General features: G+C 64.9%; 15 protein-coding genes and 2 tRNA genes. 5 read left to right on the top strand and 12 right to left on the bottom strand.

Going from position 1 to position 18244, the window contains the following annotated elements; all coding sequences use genetic code 11:
- Positions 1 to 171: 171 nt before the first annotated feature.
- Genes IWX65_RS02220 through IWX65_RS02210 form a run of 3 tightly spaced genes read right to left on the bottom strand, consistent with a single transcriptional unit; the run spans position 172 to position 3355 of the window.
- Positions 172 to 1872, bottom strand: coding sequence for an alpha-amylase family protein (locus tag IWX65_RS02220; protein WP_196880842.1), 1701 nt, complete (start codon positions 1870 to 1872; stop codon positions 172 to 174).
- Positions 1869 to 2663 carry an erythromycin esterase family protein gene (locus IWX65_RS02215; protein ID WP_196880841.1) on the bottom strand — a complete coding sequence of 265 codons (795 nt, stop codon included), beginning with the start codon at positions 2661 to 2663 and terminating at the stop codon, positions 1869 to 1871. The genes IWX65_RS02220 and IWX65_RS02215 overlap by 4 nt, the downstream gene beginning before the upstream one ends.
- Positions 2660 to 3355 (bottom strand): phosphoribosyltransferase, encoded by a 696-nt coding sequence (locus IWX65_RS02210; RefSeq protein ID WP_196880840.1) that lies wholly within the window; start codon positions 3353 to 3355, stop codon positions 2660 to 2662. The genes IWX65_RS02215 and IWX65_RS02210 overlap by 4 nt, the downstream gene beginning before the upstream one ends.
- A 196-nt stretch (positions 3356 to 3551) precedes the next feature.
- Here IWX65_RS02210 and IWX65_RS02205 point away from each other — a divergent pair, with 196 nt between their 5' ends.
- From IWX65_RS02205 to IWX65_RS02195, 3 genes are all read left to right on the top strand, one after another.
- Complete coding sequence (locus IWX65_RS02205; RefSeq protein ID WP_196880839.1) at positions 3552 to 3698, top strand: hypothetical protein; 147 nt, start codon at positions 3552 to 3554, stop codon at positions 3696 to 3698.
- A gap of 4 nt (positions 3699 to 3702) precedes the next feature.
- Positions 3703 to 4317 carry a cation transporter gene (locus IWX65_RS02200; RefSeq protein ID WP_196880838.1) on the top strand — a complete coding sequence of 205 codons (615 nt, stop codon included), beginning with the start codon at positions 3703 to 3705 and terminating at the stop codon, positions 4315 to 4317.
- Positions 4318 to 4390: 73 nt separating this feature from the next.
- On the top strand, positions 4391 to 5038 hold the full coding sequence (locus tag IWX65_RS02195; protein WP_196880837.1) for an MBL fold metallo-hydrolase: 648 nt from the start codon (positions 4391 to 4393) through the stop codon (positions 5036 to 5038).
- A gap of 50 nt (positions 5039 to 5088) precedes the next feature.
- Here the strand turns inward: IWX65_RS02195 and IWX65_RS02190 are convergent, their stop codons facing one another.
- The 8 genes from IWX65_RS02190 to IWX65_RS02155 form a co-directional block, all read right to left on the bottom strand.
- Positions 5089 to 6708, bottom strand: a complete 1620-nt coding sequence (locus IWX65_RS02190) for a GTPase (protein WP_196880836.1) — start codon at positions 6706 to 6708, stop codon at positions 5089 to 5091.
- Positions 6705 to 8654 (bottom strand): dynamin family protein, encoded by a 1950-nt coding sequence (locus IWX65_RS02185; RefSeq protein WP_196880835.1) that lies wholly within the window; start codon positions 8652 to 8654, stop codon positions 6705 to 6707. Before IWX65_RS02185 ends, IWX65_RS02190 begins: the two co-directional genes overlap by 4 nt.
- A 121-nt stretch (positions 8655 to 8775) precedes the next feature.
- Positions 8776 to 8851 (bottom strand) — tRNA-Glu (locus tag IWX65_RS02180).
- Between the two features lie 72 nt (positions 8852 to 8923).
- A tRNA-Gln gene (locus IWX65_RS02175) sits at positions 8924 to 8995 on the bottom strand.
- A 69-nt stretch (positions 8996 to 9064) separates the two neighbouring features.
- A complete protein-coding gene (locus IWX65_RS02170) occupies positions 9065 to 9790 on the bottom strand; it encodes an HAD family hydrolase (protein WP_196881072.1) in 726 nt (241 codons plus the stop codon).
- Between the two features lie 18 nt (positions 9791 to 9808).
- The gene (gltX, locus tag IWX65_RS02165; protein ID WP_196880834.1) at positions 9809 to 11320 is read right to left on the bottom strand and encodes a glutamate--tRNA ligase; all 1512 of its coding nucleotides are present in this window, start codon (positions 11318 to 11320) and stop codon (positions 9809 to 9811) included.
- A 56-nt stretch (positions 11321 to 11376) separates the two neighbouring features.
- Positions 11377 to 12150, bottom strand: coding sequence for a fumarylacetoacetate hydrolase family protein (locus IWX65_RS02160; protein ID WP_196880833.1), 774 nt, complete (start codon positions 12148 to 12150; stop codon positions 11377 to 11379).
- Positions 12151 to 12478: 328 nt separating this feature from the next.
- The gene (locus IWX65_RS02155) at positions 12479 to 12622 is read right to left on the bottom strand and encodes a hypothetical protein (RefSeq protein ID WP_196880832.1); all 144 of its coding nucleotides are present in this window, start codon (positions 12620 to 12622) and stop codon (positions 12479 to 12481) included.
- A 224-nt stretch (positions 12623 to 12846) separates the two neighbouring features.
- Here IWX65_RS02155 and IWX65_RS02150 point away from each other — a divergent pair, with 224 nt between their 5' ends.
- Entirely contained in the window at positions 12847 to 13890 is a 1044-nt protein-coding gene (locus IWX65_RS02150) for a hypothetical protein (RefSeq protein ID WP_196880831.1), read from the top strand.
- A gap of 157 nt (positions 13891 to 14047) precedes the next feature.
- Here the strand turns inward: IWX65_RS02150 and IWX65_RS02145 are convergent, their stop codons facing one another.
- Entirely contained in the window at positions 14048 to 15526 is a 1479-nt protein-coding gene (locus IWX65_RS02145; protein ID WP_334683595.1) for a chitinase, read from the bottom strand.
- Between the two features lie 369 nt (positions 15527 to 15895).
- Here IWX65_RS02145 and IWX65_RS02140 point away from each other — a divergent pair, with 369 nt between their 5' ends.
- The gene (locus IWX65_RS02140) at positions 15896 to 18235 is read left to right on the top strand and encodes a glycosyltransferase family 2 protein (protein WP_196880829.1); all 2340 of its coding nucleotides are present in this window, start codon (positions 15896 to 15898) and stop codon (positions 18233 to 18235) included.
- Positions 18236 to 18244: the final 9 nt, after the last annotated feature.

The raw sequence follows: 18244 nt of genomic DNA, 5'->3' as shown, positions 1-18244 counted from the left end.
GGCGGCCTACACAGCATCACCCATTTCGGGACGGGTGCCGGCCCTTTCACCGCCGGACACCCGGCTGCTAATACGTGGGCAGTCCCCCCGCTCGGTTGACCGTCTGGCTCGTTCACTAAGTGGCATGTCGTTCCCTGCCTGGCGAACCAGAGCGGCGGCTAAATGCCAGCGTCAGGGCAGCCGGCGGTCGTCGGGGTGTGGGATCCGCAGCCAGCGGTAGTCATAACCCTGAAGCTCGAGGTCGAGTACACCCTGATCCGAGACACGGGGTTCGCTACCGCCGAGCAGGTCAAGGAGGACCAGGTTGCGGAGGTCGGTGGGCTGCTCATCGGGGGCGTGATCGACCGGTGTGAGATCGAGGCTCACCGAAACCGATTCCGACCCCAGATTATGCACCAGTATGATGGTCGCTGCTTCCCAGGTGCAGCGGTGGGCCAACACCGAGGGAACCGGCTGCACCAGGATGTCGAACCGACCCCAGCCGAGCTCCGGGCACTCACGGTAGCGGCGGATCAGCTTGGCCATGAAATTCAGGAGCGATTCCGGGTCGCGCCGGGACCGGGCGGCGTTCACGCATTCCACCCCGTATTCGCCGGTGATTACCGGCGACACCAGCTCGGCCTCATCGGCTGTGGAGAAGCCGCCGTTCCGCCCGTCGGTCCACTGCATGGGCGTCCGGACCGCCATACGCCCGTCGGCGTCCAGGTTCTCACCCATTCCGATCTCTTCGCCGTAGAACAGCACCGGCGTCCCGGGCAGCGAAAACAGCAGCGAATAGACCATCCGCACGCGCTGCGCATCGCCGTCGAGCATCGGCGGCAGCCGCCGCTTGAGTCCCCTGCCGAAGACCTGCATCCGTTCCTCCGGGCCGAAGGCCGCGAAAACCTCCTGCCGTTCTTCGGCTGAGAGCTTGTCCAGCGTCAGTTCGTCATGGTTCCGGACGAACATCGCCCACTGATTGTCCGGGTTGATCGCCGGTCTGCTGTCCAACGCTTTCGCCAGGGGTGATGCATCCTGCCTGGCGAGCGACAGGTACATCGCCTGCATGACGATGAAGTCGAACATCATGGTCAGCTCGTCAGCGTTTTCCCCACCGAGGAACTTGTACTGCTCCTCGTACTGCAGGTTCACCTCGCCGAGGAGGATCGCCTGCCCGTTACGGCGGTTGAGGAACCGCCGCACGTCCTTGAGGAACTCGTGCGGATCCGGCAACTCGTCGGCCTGGGTTCCGGTTGTTTCGAGGAAATAAGGGACGGCGTCCACCCGGAAGCCATCGACGCCCATCTGCAGCCAGAAGCCCATCGCCTTCGCGATTTCATCCCGGACCTTCGGGTTGGCGACGTTGAGGTCGGGTTGATGCTTGTAGAACCGGTGCTGGTACCACTCACCGGTGGTTTCCTCCAGGGTCCAGATTGCGTCCTCCTGATCCGGGAAGGCGACTTCCTTCGAGGTATCGGGCGGCGTGTCCGAGCGCCAGACGTAGAAGTCGCGGTAGGGACTGTCCGTGGACTTGCGGGCCGATTCGAACCACGGGTGGGAATCGGAGGTGTGGTTGACCACGAGGTCGGCGATGATCCGGATACCCCTGTCCTTGGCCGTCCGTAGGAATTCCACCACGTCACCGTGGGTTCCGAGCCGCTCGTCCACGCCGTAGAAATCGGTGATGTCGTAGCCGTCGTCCCGGTCCGGCGTCGGGTAGAAGGGCATCAGCCAGATGCAGGTGACACCGAGCTCGGCCAGGTAGTCCACCCGCTGGGCGAGGCCCGCGAAGTCGCCCACTCCATCGCCGTCGGAGTCGAAGAAGGTCTCCACGTCGAGGCAGTACACCACAGCGTTCTTCCACCACAGATCAGAGGTGTCGGTGATTCTCACGAAGCTCTCCCTTTATGCAGCGGTTCCAGGGTCTCGGCCATGTGGCGGTCGCGGATGTTCCACGACTCCGGCCCGCCCTGGACCATCGCCCGGTAGTAGGCCTCGGCGCCCGCGGCTGAGCGGGCGTTTCGTTCGGCGTTGAACTGGGCATCACGCCCGCTGCCGCCCGCGGGTTCGGCAGAGCTCATCTTCCCCAGAAGATCCACCACTTCCTTCTCGCCGCCGGACGGTACCCATTGGGTTGAGCGGGCATAGGACTGCGCATCCTCTGCGAAGGGTTCGAAACAGCGGAATGCCTCGAGCGCCGTTTCCACGGATTCAGGTTGGTGTGCTTCGAGGTACTCGAGGGTGGAGCGCAGCGAGTCCCACAGGCTGTAGACGTCGAGTCCGTAGAAACCCGCTCGCCGGCCCGGTTCGAGACCCCGGTTGTACGAGCGCAGCCACCGGGTGAAGTCGACGACGTCGGTGTTGGCCCACATCCAGGTGGGCCAACGCTCGAAGCCATCGAGGACCTCGGCCGGGTCCTCCGGCGCCCCTGATGCAGCAGTCACCGAACGGTGAACATCCCAGCAGTCCGGCCAGTCGCCTTCGACGGCAACGAAGGAAAATCCGTGTTCCTCGATCAACCGCCGGGTCAGTGCGGCCCGCCAGGCATAGAACTCGTGGGTGCCGTGGGATGCCTCGCCGATGAGCACGTACCGGGCGTCGCCGATCCGTTCGAGCAGCGGTTCGAGATCGGCCGCACTCCTCAGCGGCAAGGCGGCGTTCCGGACGCCGGTCGGATCCTTCATGCTGTCCCTCCCTTTCCGGGCTTGGCACTGCTGAACGCGAGCGCACCGGTGAGGAGCGAGCGGACCTCCTCATCGCCAGTCTGCCCGAAGTGCTCATATGCGGCGCCCACCGCACGGAAGTTCTCCGGCTGCCAGGGGCAGACGACGTCGTCGGTCACGCTCTTCAGCTGCGCCACGGCAGCCGGAGCTCCGACGGGCGCCGCGGCGATGATCCGCTGGGGGGCCAGGTCACGCAGGGCGGCTACCGCCGCGCGCATCGTGGCACCTGTTGCGAGCCCGTCGTCGACCACGATCACCGTGTGTCCCCGAACCACCAGGGGTGGGCGAAGGCCGCGGTACTCCCGTTCGCGCCGGGCCAGTTCACTGGTTTCCCGGGACAGCGTTTCGTCGAACAAGCGGTGCCCATCCTTCAGTCGATCGAGTTCCATCATGAGGTCCTGGTTCTGCACCAGCTTCGTGGTTCCGGCAGCCGAAGCCAGTGCAGCCATGGCGGTTTCCGGGTGGCCCGGAAACCCGAGCTTGCGCACCACCACCACATCCAGCGGAGCTTCAAGCGCGTGCGCCACCTCCGCCGCTACCGGAACACCGCCACGGGGAAGACCGAGGACAAGGGGGAATACGGACTTCCACGCGTCGAGGAAACCTGCCAGTTCCCTTCCTGCGTCCCGCCGGTCGAAAAATCGGTATCCCATGCCTGCCACCCCGGAGTGGAAATGTAAGCCTGCTGCCTATCATCGTCCGAAGCAGCCCGAAAAGTAACCCCCCGGGCGTCCCTATGGGCCTCGGCCAGTGATTCCTTCCCGCCGCCGGCCGCAGGTCGTTCCAGAGACTGTCGGCCCGTCCTCGGAGGTCCTACCCTAGGATCATGAACCGGCCAGAATCCCCCGTGTGTACGAAGCCATCGACCACGGATCTCTGGCCACGAGCATCGTGGTGCCGGAAGTGCTGAAGCTCATCCGGGCAGCGCGAGTCCTGCACTTTCACCTCACCGACTGGACGCTGAGAACAACAGGGCGCTCAGGGCGTCGGCGTTGAGAGGATGACCGCCTCCCTCGAACGGCAGCTCCGCACCGCCGTCCTGTTGGTGGCCGCATTCAACCTCGCCTACTTCTTCGTCGAGGTCTCGGTTGCCCTGTCGATCGGCTCTGTCGCCCTGTTCGCCGACAGCGTCGACTTCCTCGAGGACACGGCCATCAACCTGCTGATCTTCGTAGCCTTGGGGTGGTCTCTTCGTCGGCAGGCCCTGGCAGGAAAGGCGATGGCTCTTGTGATCCTGGTTCCCGCACTGGCCGCGGCATGGCAGGCGTTCATCAAATTCGGCGATCCGGAACCGCCGGATCCAGCTGCGTTGATCATCACGGCCGGGGGCGCCGTCGTCGTGAATCTCACGTGTTCCTTCCTGCTGGCGCGCTTCCGCCACTCCAACAGCTCGATGGCCAGGGCAGCGTTCCTCTCCGCCCGTAACGACGTCCTCGTCAATGTCGCGATCATTGCCATGGGCGTGCTGACGGCCTGGACGGTCTCGGGGTGGCCGGATCTCCTCCTCGGGCTCGTCATCATCGTCCTGAACGTCAGTGCCGCCAAGGAGGTGTGGGATACCGCTGGAGAAGAGCAACTCGCGGCCAAGGTCCTCTCCGGGAAGGACATCGGCTAAATTCGGAGCAAGGACGTTCGCGATGAGGAATCGACCCTCGTCGAAACCAACCACTTTCCGAAGGACACCCGCCATGCGCCTGATTGCCAACAATTGCTACCAGCTCGAGCACTCGAAGGGCGCCAACGGCTACGTCGTCTCCGGACGCGCCGGAGCTGCCGTCATCGACCCCGGAATTTCGTCGGGCTACGACGCCGTCCTGAAGGAGTTGCGCGATTCCGAAGCCCGCGTAGGCCGTGTCACCGACATCGCGCTCACCCACTACGACTTCGACCACGTCCAGGCCGTCGCCCGCCTGCAGCAGGAACTCGGTGCACGGGTATGGCTGGGCGGAGCCGACGCCGCGATCCTCCGGGGGGACCAGGCGCCGCCGACCGCCGTGCGGCGCCTGATGCAGCGGCTCACTTCGATTCCCTATCCGGGCCAGCTGGAGGAACTCGACGGTACGGGCAGCATCTTCGAGGGGCTCGACTACTTCCCCACGCCCGGCCACACCCCGGGGCACTTCGCCTTCCAGTGGAACACCGTCCTTTTCACCGGAGATTCCGTCACCGTCCGCAAGGACGGCACGCTGCGCCAGTTCATTCTCCGGCCGGTCATCAGTGACAGGGCTGTCGCTGGGACGACCGAGCAGCTTCTCCGCGAGCGGATCACCAGCCAGGGCATCGAGTGGGTCTGCGCCGGACACAACCGTCCGACGCGTACCAATCAGGCGGCGTAGAAATCGCTAAGCGACGGTTCAACGCCTCGACCCGGAGCGGTCCTGCCCTCCTAGGATTGGCGCGTGGATGCCGCAACTGCCGCCCGGAAGGCGTTGTACCGGGAGATCTCGACGGCGACGGGTTCCACCACCGTGTCCGCAGCCACCTGCGTGACTGACGCGCTGAGCCGACGTCGTGCCCTTCGTCCCCGCAGCATTGCCCCGAACCGGGCGAGGACGGCGGAAAGAACCGCGAGCAGGATGCCTGCTCCGGCGCCGGCGACAATCAACAGTGTGGGTACCGGGAAACCTTCCACGCGGGGCGTCTGGGGCAACTGCAGCTGAAGGAAGCCGCCGAGGGCAAGAAGGCCGAGCCAGGCGGCGCCGGCAACCAGCGCGGCGAAAGCGACCCACTGCAGCACCCCCGCGACCGGCCACCACCAGGATCGCCGGCCGGTAGCGAGGTCGGTGCCCGCAACAGCCTGGTCGAGGCCGTCCATCAGGCCCGGCACCGAACTTCTCGCGGCATTACGGATGGAGCTGCGCCAGGGCTCGACGGCGGATCCCGCGGCAGTGTCGGCATAGGTGCGGAGTGCGCGGTCCACCTTGGCGCGCTGGGCCGGTTCTCCGGTGGGCAGCGAGGTACGGCGCAGCATCGGGTCAAGGTCTGTGCGGCGAAGGTTCAAGCGTCGCAGCGGATCGGGACGCAGGGCACTCAGCCACCGGGTCACCGGCCAGCCGGTGGCGGCGTGGGCATCGCGCCGGTGGGAAGCGACGACGGCGTCGACCACTGCCCCCACCCCTGCCGCATCGGCCAGGCCCTCGGCGAGACCGGCTTGTGCTGACGCTCCGGGAAGGGCCAGGTCACCCGGGCCCGTGAACTCCACGAGTTCGGCCGCCGCAGCCGCGACGTCGGCGGCGAGGCGCTCGTTGAACACACCTTTCCGGGTAACAATGGTCCGGACGGCAGCAGTGAGGGCACCGAGACCTGCTCCGGTTCGCGCCGAGACCGGGAAAACGGATACCCTACCGAGTCCTTCCGCGGCGAGAATGCCGGACAACGACGCCGTCACCTCGGCCAGGCCGGATTGATCGAGACGGTCCGACTGGTTGAGCGCCACCAGGGTAACGGCCTCATGGGAGGCCAGGGGCGCGAGGAAGCCCTGGTGCAGCGCTGCATCGGCGTACTTCTGGGGATCGACCACCCACAGGAGCACGTCCACCTGACCTGCCATGCGCTCCACGACCAGGCGGTGCGCGCTCGCCGTCGAATCGAAATCGGGCAGATCGAGCAGGATCAATCCCGCTTCGCCAGACAGGGCGGAGTCCGCCGGCATGTCGTGGCGCTCCTCCACCGAAAGCCAGTCCAGCAACTCCGCGCTCCCGGCCGGACCCCAGACAAGGGCCAGCGGCGACGACGTGGTGGGGCGCCGTGCCGCCACACGGGCGAGGCTGGTTCCGCTGAGCGCGTTGATCAGGGAGGACTTCCCGCTCCCGGTCGGGCCGAACACTCCGACGACGGTGTGATCGGCTGACAGCGAGCGCCGGCTTCCTGCGCGGTCGAGGACGCCCTGGAGTTTCTCGAGCCGGGCATCGTCGAGGCGTGCTGCAGCCAGCTTCCGGGCTGAGTCGAGGGCTTCGAGCTGTAGCTGGAGGGTGCTGCGATGCTCGGCATTCCGGGAACGGTTCATTGGGGGTCGACCGCTTCCGTACCGGCGGCACGTCCTTCGCCGTCGTCGACTTCGGGTCCCTTGGCCAGTTGCAGTGTTCCCAGCGTACTGGCGTAGCCGCGCAGCACGTCGGGTGGGGTCTGCCCGGCAAGCGGCTGGAGCAGCGCTTCGAATTTCGCCTGCTCGGTGCGCAGAAGTCTCTCACACCGCCGTCGCAGGTTGTCCCTGGCGGTGCGCGCAAGCCGCCGGACCGCGTCGTCGCCGAAAACCGCCTCAAGAAGCTTCTGGCCCACCACCGCCGATCCTCCGGCGATTCCGACCTCGCCCCCGGTGAGTCCGCCGGTCGAGGCGAAGACCACGACCATGAGGGCAACGGCCACTCCGTTGACGCCGAAGGAAAGCATGCGCGCTGTGAACCTCTTGCTGCTGCCCTCGGACCGCACCAGTTCGAGCAGGTCCTGCTGCCATTCCCTCACCTCTGCGGCGGCGCGGGCCGAGAATTCGCTGCTGTTGTGCGGCGCATGTCCGGCGAGGAGCGTCCGGCCGGCGTCGTCGGCCCGCCATCGTGCCTCGATGGCCTCCGTTGCCTTCGCCGCCTCCTCGACGATGACCGAGTGAAGCCCGCTTTCGATGGCTGCGGTGACCGTCTCCGCCGGGGCGGGTCTACCGGTGAAGAACGATCCCGCCCTGTCCCGCAGGCGTCCGATCCTCGTCTCGACCCCGCGCATGAATTCGCCGGTGCCGACGAAGTCCTGCCAGCGCGCGAGCACTTCGCCGCGCAGCAGTGTTCCGTCCTCGGTCGACTTGAGGATCGCGGAGAGCGCGGTGTCGAAGGCTGCCGTGGCGGCGTTCTGCAGGTCCGCTCCCGCTGCCTGCTCGGCACCGGCAGCATCGGCCACGTCGCCGATACGGGCTCCGAGAGCCCGGACAGCTCCGGTGAGGGTACGCCGTCCGATATCCCTGCGGCCCTCGGCGTCGGCGGCCAGGGCCTGGAACCATCGCCGCACGGGCTCGACGGGTCCGGGAGGCAGCATGCCCGCGGAATCGAGCGGTACCTCCGGTATCACGAAGATGGGCGCGTGCCCCAGTTCCTTCGCGGCAAGCAGCGCCAGCAGGTCCACCCGGACTTCTTCCTCCACGCCGTCCGGAACACGGTCCAGGACGACAGCGAGCAGAATGTCCCGCTGCGCCGCTTCGGCAAGAAGCTTCCACGGCACGGCGTCCGCGTAGCGATTCGCAGTGGTGACGAACAGCCACAGGTCTGCAGCGGCGAGCAACTGGCCTGCGAGCCGCCGGTTCTCGTCATCGATCGAATCCACATCCGGGGCATCGAGGATCGCCAGCCCGGGTGGAATCGACGCATCCGCCTGCAGCAGGAGGGTTGCCGTGGATCCCGGAAGAGCGCCCTGCCCGGGCGGGCGCCCCGGTTTTTCACCCGGCAGGTAGGGAGGTTTCCCGCGGGGTGGGCGCCCAGCCGACTGGGCGGGTCGAGGCGCGGGTTGTGCTCGGGCGGGTTGCACCTGCGGGGCCTGCTGCCCGGAATGTCCCTGGCCGGCTGCCTGGACGCGGGTCAGGGAAGGCAGCACCCGTTGGGTGGAGAACCAGCCGGCATCGAGCGGGTGGTGCAGCAGGATCGGCTGGCGCGTAGTGGGGCGGACGGCGCCCGAACGGGTCACGGGCCTGCCCACGAGCGCGTTGACGAGCGTCGACTTCCCCGCTCCGGTCGATCCCCCGACCACGGCGAGCAGCGGAGCGTCGACGTCGGCGAGGCGCGGCAGGATGTAGTCGTCCAGCTGTGCAACGGCGGCGGCGACGGCGGCCCGCGCCTCGGAGGATCCGCCGAGCGCCAGTGGGAAGCTGGTGTGCGCAAGTGCATTCCGTACCTCTTCGAGGAATGCCGGGAGCTCAGGCAACCCAGGCGGTCCGGGCAGCCCGGAAAGTTCGGCGGGAGGAAAGGCGGCGCTCATTTTTCCATTGTGCCAGCAGAGGCGGCGCCTCCCGTGACTGCAGCTGATGGCTGCCCGGAACAACGAAAGGCGCCCCGGACGACTGTCCGGAGCGCCTTCTTCGTGTCCTGCATCAGGACGTTGGTGACCCCAGCGGGATTCGAACCCGCGTTACCGCCGTGAGAGGGCAGCGTACTAGGCCGCTATACGATGGGGCCAGTACTGTTTCCTGCTATTTGTACTACTGTTTTTTCCTGTTTTTCTTCGGTGATGCTGTGCAGTTTCCTGCGCTGGGGTACCAGGACTCGAACCTAGAATGTTGGTACCAGAAACCAGTGTGTTGCCAATTACACCATACCCCAATAGCGCTTTTCGAAGCCCTCAGCCTGCAGGATCCCGACCGCGTAACCGCTGCGCGCCGAGAAACAACTTTACCGGACAGGTGGCAGGAACTGCAAAACGGCACTCAGGGTGCTGATCCGGCGCTGCGGGGCATTTTCCATTTCGAGGCCGGCCCGGTCGAGCCACACACCGACCAGCCCTGCGGCGTCAGCCCCGTGCGCGTCGACAACCGGGTTGTCCCCGACATAGAGGGTGCGGGCGGGCGGAGTACCCAGCAGCCGGACGCCCTCCAGAAAGATCGCCGGGTCCGGTTTGGCCACGTCCAGCGCGTCGATGCCGACCAGGATTCCTATACGGGAAAGTTCCGCACGGTCCAGCTTCGCCCGCTGGTAGTCATGAACGTTATTGCTGATCACGCCGTACGGGATACCCCGCTCGTCGAGCGCATCCAGCAGGGGGACGACGTCGTCGTAGGCCTTGAAGTGGCGCGGCAGGGTGGACTCGTACGCCCGGTTCCAACCTGCCGCGGCCTCGGCATCGAAGGGCACCGAGGTGAACTTTGCACGCGCGTGGGCCGCGCGCCGAATACGCTGCTCGGTGAAGGTAGCCCTCCCCTGCAGGAAGCTGTCGTAGTGACGTTCCGGGTCACGCGCATACAGCCGCTTGTATTCGATCCAGTCGTCATCGCTGAGGTGGCTCAACCCTTCATCGGCGATCTCATGGAGCGTGGCTCCCATCGCGCCTTCGAGGTCCACGAGGGTGTCATCGATGTCGAAGAGGACACCCACCGGATGGTCGTTCTTGATCGGCTCCATAGGTTCCACCGCCGTTTCCTACTCGCCGGACGCGGCGCGGAAGGCCCGGATGCGCGCGAGGGAGGATTCGCGGCCGAGGATCACCATCGACTCGAAGAGCGGCGGCGAGATCCGCCGTCCCGAGATCGCTGTACGGACGGGGCCGAAGGCGAGCCTCGGCTTGAGGCCGAGCCTGTCGACGAGCGCCTCGCGGAGTGCGCTCTGGATGGACTCGGCATCCCAGGCGGCGAGGCTTTCGAGCGCTTCCGAAGCGCGGTCGAGCACCTCGCCGAGATTGGCGGGCAGACCTTTCCGGGCGTCATCGGCGACGTCGATGGCGTCGTCGTGCTTGAAGAGGAAGCCGAGCATCTCAGGCGCCTCACCGAGCAGGGTGATGCGCTCCTGGATCAGGGGTGCGGCCTCCGCGATGATCGCGGCTTCGCGGGGGTCCAGGGGATCCCCCACGAGCCCGGCGGCCACGAGGTAGGGAACGAGGCGAGTACGGAAGTCCGCCGGATCGAGGAGCCGCACATGGGTGCCGTTGATGGCTTCGGCCTTCTTCAGGTCGAAGCGGGCCGGGTTCCCGAGGACGTCGGCGATGTCGAACTTCTCCACCAGCTCGTCCACCGTGAAGATGTCCTCGTCGGCGGACAGGCTCCAGCCAAGGAGGGAGAGGTAATTGAGCAGGCCTTCCCGAACGAACCCGCGCTCACGGTGGAGGAAGAGATTCGACTCGGGATCCCGCTTCGAGAGCTTTTTGTTCCCTTGCCCCAGAACATAGGGGAGGTGCCCGAAGAGCGGCATGTAACGGGCCACACCGATGTCGATCAGCGCGCGGTAGAGAGCCACCTGCCGTGGGGTGGAGGACAGCAGATCCTCCCCCCGCAAAACGTGGGTGATGCCCATGAGGGCGTCGTCCACGGGGTTGACCAGCGTGTAGAGGGGTGCGCCGTTGGCGCGGACCACGGCGAAATCGGGCACACTTCCGGCACGGAAGGTGATCTCGCCGCGCACCAAGTCGCTGAAGGTGATGTCCTCGTCCGGCATGCGCAGCCGCAGGACAGGCTCGCGTCCCGCACTGCGCAGCGCAGAGCGTTGCTCGGAAGTGAGGTCCCGGTCGAAGTTGTCGTAGCCGAGCTTCACGTCACGGCCGGCAGCATGATGGCGCTCCTCGACCTCTTCGGGACTGGAGAACGACTCGTACAGGTGGCCCGCCTCGACCAGTCGGGCGATGACATCGGAGTACAGGTCGCCGCGCTGCGACTGGCGGTACGGCGCGTGGGGTCCGCCGACCTCTACTCCCTCGTCCCAGTCGATGCCGAGCCATCTCATCGCTTCGAGCAGCTGCCCGTAGCTTTCCTCGCTGTCCCGCAGTGCGTCAGTGTCCTCGATCCGGAAGATCAGCTTCCCGCCCGTATGCCGCGCGTAGGCCCAGTTGAAAAGGGCGGTGCGGATCAGGCCCACATGGGGGGTTCCCGTCGGCGACGGGCAAAAACGCACGCGGACGGGAGTGGAGGCGGTGACAGTGGGGAGCTCAGCTGCAGTAGTCATGATGACGCAAGTCTAGTAGCCGGCCGCCGGGCGGATTGCCGGGACGGACGCTCCGTTCAGCGCCGGACAGGGTTGGAAAGCCTGCCGATTCCCTCGATGTCGACGTCGAACCGCTGGCCGTCGGTGATCAGGCCGACACCCGCCGGCGTCCCTGTGAGGATGATGTCGCCCGGCAGCAGCGTGAAAGCCTGGGATACGTAGGTCACGAGCTCACGCGCCCCCCAGATCATGTCGCTCGTCGAGCCGTCCTGGCGTAGCTCGCCGTCGAGGCTCCCCCGGATGCTGAGGTTCTCGGGATCGAGGTCGGTCACGATCCACGGCCCGAGGGGGCAGGACGTGTCGAAGCCTTTGGCGCGCGCCCACTGATTGTCGGTTTTCTGCACGTCCCGCGCCGTGAGGTCATTGGCGCAGGTATACCCGAAGACGACGTCGTCAACGCGCTCGAGCGGAACGTCCTTGCAGATGCGCCCGATGACCACTGCCAGTTCAGCCTCGTACGAGATCTGGTCGGAAAAGGACGGAAGCATCACCGGGTCACCCGGGCCGACGACCGAGGTATTCGGCTTGAGGAACATCAGCGGAGCGGCCGGGGTCGCCGAACCCATCTCGCTGGCATGATCGGCGTAATTGAGCCCGATTCCCACCACCTTGCTGCGCGGAATCACTGGTGCGAGGAGCCTCACGTCCTCCAGCGCATGGCGGGCCCCTGTCAGCTGGACACCGGCGTAGAACGGATCACCGTTGATCACCGCCACTTCTTCGCTTCCGCTGGGTCCCTCGACTACGCCGAACATGGGATCGTCATCGACTACAAAACGCGCAATTCGCATGGGCCAAGGCTACAGGTCACAGCACCCGGGCATGGGTTCACCGCCGTAGCGGCTCGCAGCTGCGGCGGTAGGCCACGGTAGCGGCTGCCACGGCCACTGCTACGGAGCTCACCGCTGCGGTGGATTACTGCTACGGAACTCACCGCTGCGGTGGCAGGCGGAATCGGTGCCTCCCGGATTCAGCGCCGCGCCGCGGCCGCAACGCAGGGCGCACAAAAGCCACGGACCTTCCTCCCCAGAAGGTGTAGGTCCGCGGCCTAGGTGGTGCTGGCTGTACTGCTGGCTGTACTCGGGTTAGACGGCGGCATTGCGGCCACAGCCTGAAGACCTAGGAGGGCCAGCGGTTGATGTCGGTGCTTGAAACGGTGGGCGAGGTGGTCTTGGTCGAGGACTTTTCGCCAGCAAATGCCGCGGATCCTCCACCGGCTACGAGCAGGGCAGTCAACATTACTGTTGCGGCAATTTTCTTCATGGTATTGATCCTTGGGCTTGACGGGAGACCTTAGTTTTTCTTTCTCGCGGGTGCGATTAATATGACAGTATACGAAAACCTCGCATTCACACCAGTAACAACAGCACCTTTTTCAACTTTTCAGTACATATGCTTCGAATTGCCCTAGACTTGGGCCCGGCAAGCAGGGAATCAGCCCCAATAGCACCTGTAGTCACAAGGTACACCGCGATAGGGAGGTGGTAATGGCTCTATATAGTGAACCCGGCGAGCAGGTTCTCCTTGAACTTCGGGCTCGCGATTCCTGGAACCAGCGGGATTACGACACTGCCCACCGACTTGCCGATGACGCAATCGCCCTGGCGCTGGACCTGGACGACGTCAACGCATGGTGGAACATGATGTTCCTCAAGGCCGAATGTCTACGCAACCTGGGTCTCGTGTCGGAATCGGCGCGAGTCGCCCATGAGCTTGAGAACCATGTCCTCACAGTGGAATCAGCAGCACTGACGGCTCGGGTTTCCACGATTCTGTCACTCGCGCTGCAAGGCAGTGGTGATTTGTCTGGGGCTCTCACAGCTGCGCGACATGCCGCCGCTGCCGTGCGAAAAACTCCCGACCAGCAGGAATCCCACATCCAAGCGCAATATACTCTCATTGCCGCACTTGCCGACAGTGACCAACTTGACGAAGCATGGGTTGAATGCCTTACCCTCGCAGCCCTTCTACAAGGAAATCCAAGTTCACAAATCTCTGGCAAGAGCTACTGGGCCATCGGCAATGTCGCCTTCCTTCTGGACCAGCCCGAGGAAGGGACCAAGTACCACCGCCTTGCTGCTGAAAACCTCTCCCCAACGAACGATCTTGAACTGTGGGCCAAATTCAACCGGGCGTCCGCCGAGATCCGCCTCGCCGCCGGCGTCGTCCAACCTGAAACACTGGAATGCATCGACCGCGCCGAACTGGCCGTTTCGATCGTGGGGGGCAGCGAGCGCGACAGGATCGAGCTGGCGCTGACCAGGGCGCACTGGCTCGTGCTCACCGGCCAGTTCGATGCTGCGGCGGAGCGCCTCAAGTTCGTCATCAGCAAGGACAAGCTGCTCGCCACCCACACTGCTGCGGAAGCACACCTGCTCCTCGGGAGGGCGCTGAAGGCGAAGAGGGATGATCCCGAAGCAGCTGTGCAGAACCTCGAGACGAGCGAACACCTGTTCAGTCAAGCCGGCGCCCCAAGCAGGGCAGGATCTGCACGGGAACTGATCGAGGACATCGAGCCCACCCGCTCCTGATTTCCCGCGGTCCGGCGGGAGATACGGTACTCCCTGCCGGCAATCCAGCTGCCATCCAACACGCAGCCGATTGTGAAAGATTGTCGTAGGCCCTGGTCGGGCTGGGCGTTTCCCCCAATACTCCCACCCCGACCAGGGTCCTTTCTTTTCCGGCGTGCTACTTCTGCCCCAGCAACTCCTGGACTTCCGCGCTGCTGAGCTTGTTCCATGGAGAGGCATCGGACCCTTGCTGGGCGGCCTCAGGGCTGTCGCTCCTGGACCACCATTTGGCCTCGAACACATCGCCGCCCAGGAGCACCCGCTCACCCTTCAGGTAGGTCTTCTCCGCTTCCCAGGCGGGGTAGGTTCCCGCTGGAGCCGTTACCTTAGGCAGGGGCTTCTCCCCAGGCAGTACCGGTCCCAGCAGGGTCCACGGAGTCTCGGCGGCCTGGAGCACGGGGTTGTCCGGAAGATCGCCCTGGGTCCAGTACTTGGCAACGTAGACATTGCGGTGCCAGACCACGCGATCGTCCTCGGTGTAGGTGCCGGTCTCGCTCCAGATGGGATAGGGACTCGTAGCCGCGTTGTCCTCGACGGGGCCGGCAGGAGCTTCAGAGGGCGCCGGCGCATCACTCAGCGTGGCGGCACGGCCATCGAACCCTTCCCCTAGAACCTGCGCGAACTGCAGTCCGTCCTGGTCGATGCCGCTGCATCCGTCCGAGACCATGGTGAGATCAGGGTAGTTGTCACTGCAGGTGGCATCCCTGTTGAGGGACCACATCGACATGCGGCCCACGCCCGTGGTGATGGCGAACTTATTGAACGCGTCCGCTGCATCGAGGTCGAAGACCTCCCCCTTGACATCGTTCTGGCCCACCATGGGCGTCAGGCCGATCTTGCGCCATGCAGCCTGCGGACCGAGTTCGATGCCTGCCCGCTGGTAAAGAATCGACAACTGGCTGTGCGTCGCCTTCGCCGCACTGATCGAAGCGTCGAGCATACTGACGCCTTCCTCCCTGCCCTGGCCGTAATCCATGGTCATCGCATTGACCCCGGCGAGGTCGACGTCGGCGCTGAGGAACTGCGCGACGGCGTCGGTCCCCGCCTCGGTGAGGCCGGACGGGGCCACTGGAAGTGTCAGCCAGACCTTGAGGGGTTTCTTCTCAGCGGCCCGCTCCTTCGAAAGTGCTGCGATCGCCTCAACCCTCCGCTTCCCTGCTGCGGTATCCAGCAGGTTCTCCCCCTCGATGTCCAGGTCGATCATCGAGACCTCATAGCGGTCGATAACGCGCTCGTAGGCGTCCTTCAGCTTGGCCGGGTCCGAGCAGGACGTCGCCAGCTCATCGTTCAGCAACCCGCCGAAGGAAATGGACACCTCTCCCCCGTTCTGGGCCAGCCGGGCGGTCCTGCGGTTGAGGTCGAGCGCCGACTCGGCCTCATCCAGGCTGTAGGCGGCACCCCAGGAAGGCTCACAGCCGTCGTCGGGGTCCGCGACGATGAACGAGAGCAGCACGTTCTTTCCCTCGTCGGTCACCGGCTTCTCGAAGGGATAGAAGGGCGTGGCGGTAGCATCCACGTAACCGGCGAAGAAAGCTCCCCCGGCATCGGCGGCCCGGGCATCCTCGAAGCGGTTGAGCCCCAGGAAAGAACCGGCCACCAGTGCGGATACTGCGCTGAAAAGGACCAGAAGCCGTAGTACGGAAAGCTTTCGGCCTGGAAAACGTTTGGACACAATGCCCCCAGTTGATGCCCGGAATGGGCGGAAAAAGTAGTGAGACCGGCAGATGAACAGTGCCCGGCAGGGAGCACTTCAGAAATGAGACCGCAAGCAGCCGAATTAAACAATGACGCTTGATGGATCAATGATACTGTTACTCCGATCACAGATCGGCCATCTCAGCCGATTGTTTCGAAACCGTCCCTTCCGGTCTCACATCGGGACGATTTTCAGGTTTCGGATCCGTGGTTTCCGGTCAATTGCTGACAAGGCAGCGGTATTGCCGCTGCCGAACTGCTGGGGATGAATATGTCGAATCGAATAGCCCTGCCCTCCACCTCTACGCAGGGCACGCCAGGGGAATCAAGCGGACGACGACGACAGTGGGGTGCCGAGAAACGATCGGAACCACTTTCGATCGTGCATCCTATTCCATCCAGCCGGAAAATCGCTCTTGGACGGCTCGGAATAGTGGTGACGATCGGGGCCTGGCTGACCTACGTGGTGACCACGATCCTGCGGCAGTTCGCGGAAAATCCCAACGCAGGGTTCCGGTTCGAATTCGAGGCCGTCTCCTACCTTGTTGTCGTCACATTCCTCACCTTTTCCGCCCTGATGTATCTCGTTGCCCGGCAGGGTGCGCTGTACCGGTTCCGCGACCACCGGAGAATTCCGCGCGGTGAGCTCGATCGGCATTTCGCAAACCACCAGGACGGCATCACTGTCCTGGTTCCCTCCTATGCCGAGGAACCCCAGGTGGTTCGGGCCACCCTGTGGTCGGCCGCGCTCCAGGAATTTCCCGAGCTGAGGGTGGTGCTGCTGCTGGATGATCCGCCGGAGCCCAGCGATCCCGCCATTCGCATGCGCCTCGACGCCACACGCGCGCTCACCGTCGAGATCGAGGCAAGCCTGCTCGAGCCCGCCGGTGCGGCAATCTCGGCCCTGCAGGGTTTCGAGGAGCGCATGGGCAGCAACGGCAGCAACGGACCGGACATGCTCGCCGAACTGCAGCAGCTCATCCACGCCTACGAGGAAGCTTCGGGTTGGCTCGAGGCCATGGCCGGGTCGGAGCGCGTGGAGGACCACGTCGACGAGTTCTTCGTCGATCTGGTGATCATGGGCCTTGCCCGCGAACTCCGGCTGACCGTCCTCGCACTCACCGCAGCCCTGGCGCAGCGCGACGCACCGAACGTGCTCCGCATGCGGGAGCTCTACGTCCGGCTCGTCCGGATCTTCAACACCCGCCTCGAAACGTTCGAGCGGAAGCGCTTCGCCTCCCTCTCCCACGAGGCGAACAAGGCCATGAACCTCAACGCCTACATTTCCCTGATGGGCAGCCGCTGGCACCGTGAGGCCGCCGGCGACGGCGTGGTGCTGCGCGCCGTCGAGCCGGGGCAGGACCACCCTGACGACGTCGTGGTACCCGATTCCACCTACCTGCTGACCCTCGACGCCGACTCCCTGCTCCTTCGGGACTACTGCCTGCGCCTGGTGTACCTGCTGGAGTCGCCGGGCAATGAGCGGGTGGCGGTCACACAGACGCCCTACTCGTCCTTCCGCGGGGCACCCACGCGTATTGAACGCGTGGCCGGCGCATCGACCGACATCCAGCACATCCTGCACCAGGGCATGTCCTATTTCGGAGCCACCTTCTGGGTGGGCGCGAACGCCGTGATTCGGAAGGAAGCCATCGAGGACATCGTCGAGGTGGAGAATGTCGGCGGGTTCGAGATCAAGACGTACATCCAGGACCGCACGGTCATCGAGGACACTGAATCGAGCGTCGACCTCGGCACCCATGGCTGGACGCTGGTCAACTATCCGGAGCGCCTCAGCTACAGCGCAACGCCACCCGACTTCGGTTCACTCGTTGTCCAACGCCGTCGCTGGGCCAACGGCGGGCTACTGATTCTCCCGAAACTCTGGAACCAGCTCCGACGACGACGTCACCAGCGCGAACAAATCCTCTTCCGGGAAGTGCTCCTGCGCGTCAACTACATGGCCTCGATCGCGTGGGCCAGCTTCGGCCTCCTGTTCCTCCTGGCCTATCCCTACGACAGTCGGCTCCTCAGCCCTGTCGTCTTCCTCGCGGCCGCGCCCTACTTCATTGCCATGGGCAGCGACCTGCGGGACTGCGGACACCGGTTCTCCGACATCTTCCGGATCTACGGCTTCAACCTGGTCCTGTTGCCGGTGAACCTGGCCGGCGTCCTGAAGTCCATTCAGCAGGCCTTCACCGGAGAGAAGATTCCGTTCGTCCGGACGCCCAAGGTGAAGGACCGCACTGCAGCCCCGGCTCTCTACGTGATCGTTCCCTATGCGATCGTCCTGTTCTCCCTGCTCACCCTCGCCCGGGACGCCGTTGAACAGAACTGGGGGAACGCCGTTTTCGCAGCCCTCAATGCGGTGCTCGCAGCGGGTGCCATTCGGGCCTACATCGGCATCAAGAATTCCGTTGTCGACGTCGGGCTCGGTGTCATGAACTGGCTCTACGTGGCACCTCGCAAGAAGAAGACAGTTGTATCGCCCGTCATCGACAAGACCCCCGAGGAAGCCGACTGGGAGTCGATCCTGTACCACGGCGACCGGCGCCTCAACCGGGACCTCCGCGGAGCCAAGGACCGCCGCCGCAGGATAATGGTCCGGTGATCCCCCTCG

Origin of the sequence: Arthrobacter sp. CAN_A214 (assembly GCF_015751955.1) — a bacterium.
Taxonomy (GTDB): domain Bacteria; phylum Actinomycetota; class Actinomycetes; order Actinomycetales; family Micrococcaceae; genus Arthrobacter_D.
The sequence above is the reverse complement of the archived record's forward strand: the minus strand, read 5'-3'. Positions and strand labels throughout refer to the sequence as shown.

Excerpts from the sequence above, each read along its gene's own strand:
- IWX65_RS02215 (WP_196880841.1), bottom strand. The coding sequence starts at position 2,663 with ATGAAGGATCCGACCGGCGTCCGGAACGCCGCCTTGCCGCTGAGGAGT.
- IWX65_RS02210 (WP_196880840.1), bottom strand. The coding sequence starts at position 3,355 with ATGGGATACCGATTTTTCGACCGGCGGGACGCAGGAAGGGAACTGGCA.
- IWX65_RS02200 (WP_196880838.1), top strand. The coding sequence starts at position 3,703 with ATGACCGCCTCCCTCGAACGGCAGCTCCGCACCGCCGTCCTGTTGGTG.
- IWX65_RS02195 (WP_196880837.1), top strand. The coding sequence starts at position 4,391 with ATGCGCCTGATTGCCAACAATTGCTACCAGCTCGAGCACTCGAAGGGC.
- IWX65_RS02190 (WP_196880836.1), bottom strand. The coding sequence starts at position 6,708 with ATGAACCGTTCCCGGAATGCCGAGCATCGCAGCACCCTCCAGCTACAG.
- IWX65_RS02185 (WP_196880835.1), bottom strand. The coding sequence starts at position 8,654 with ATGAGCGCCGCCTTTCCTCCCGCCGAACTTTCCGGGCTGCCCGGACCG.
- IWX65_RS02170 (WP_196881072.1), bottom strand. The coding sequence starts at position 9,790 with ATGGAGCCGATCAAGAACGACCATCCGGTGGGTGTCCTCTTCGACATC.
- gltX (WP_196880834.1), bottom strand. The coding sequence starts at position 11,320 with ATGACTACTGCAGCTGAGCTCCCCACTGTCACCGCCTCCACTCCCGTC.
- IWX65_RS02160 (WP_196880833.1), bottom strand. The coding sequence starts at position 12,150 with ATGCGAATTGCGCGTTTTGTAGTCGATGACGATCCCATGTTCGGCGTA.
- IWX65_RS02155 (WP_196880832.1), bottom strand. The coding sequence starts at position 12,622 with ATGAAGAAAATTGCCGCAACAGTAATGTTGACTGCCCTGCTCGTAGCC.
- IWX65_RS02150 (WP_196880831.1), top strand. The coding sequence starts at position 12,847 with ATGGCTCTATATAGTGAACCCGGCGAGCAGGTTCTCCTTGAACTTCGG.
- IWX65_RS02140 (WP_196880829.1), top strand. The coding sequence starts at position 15,896 with ATGTCGAATCGAATAGCCCTGCCCTCCACCTCTACGCAGGGCACGCCA.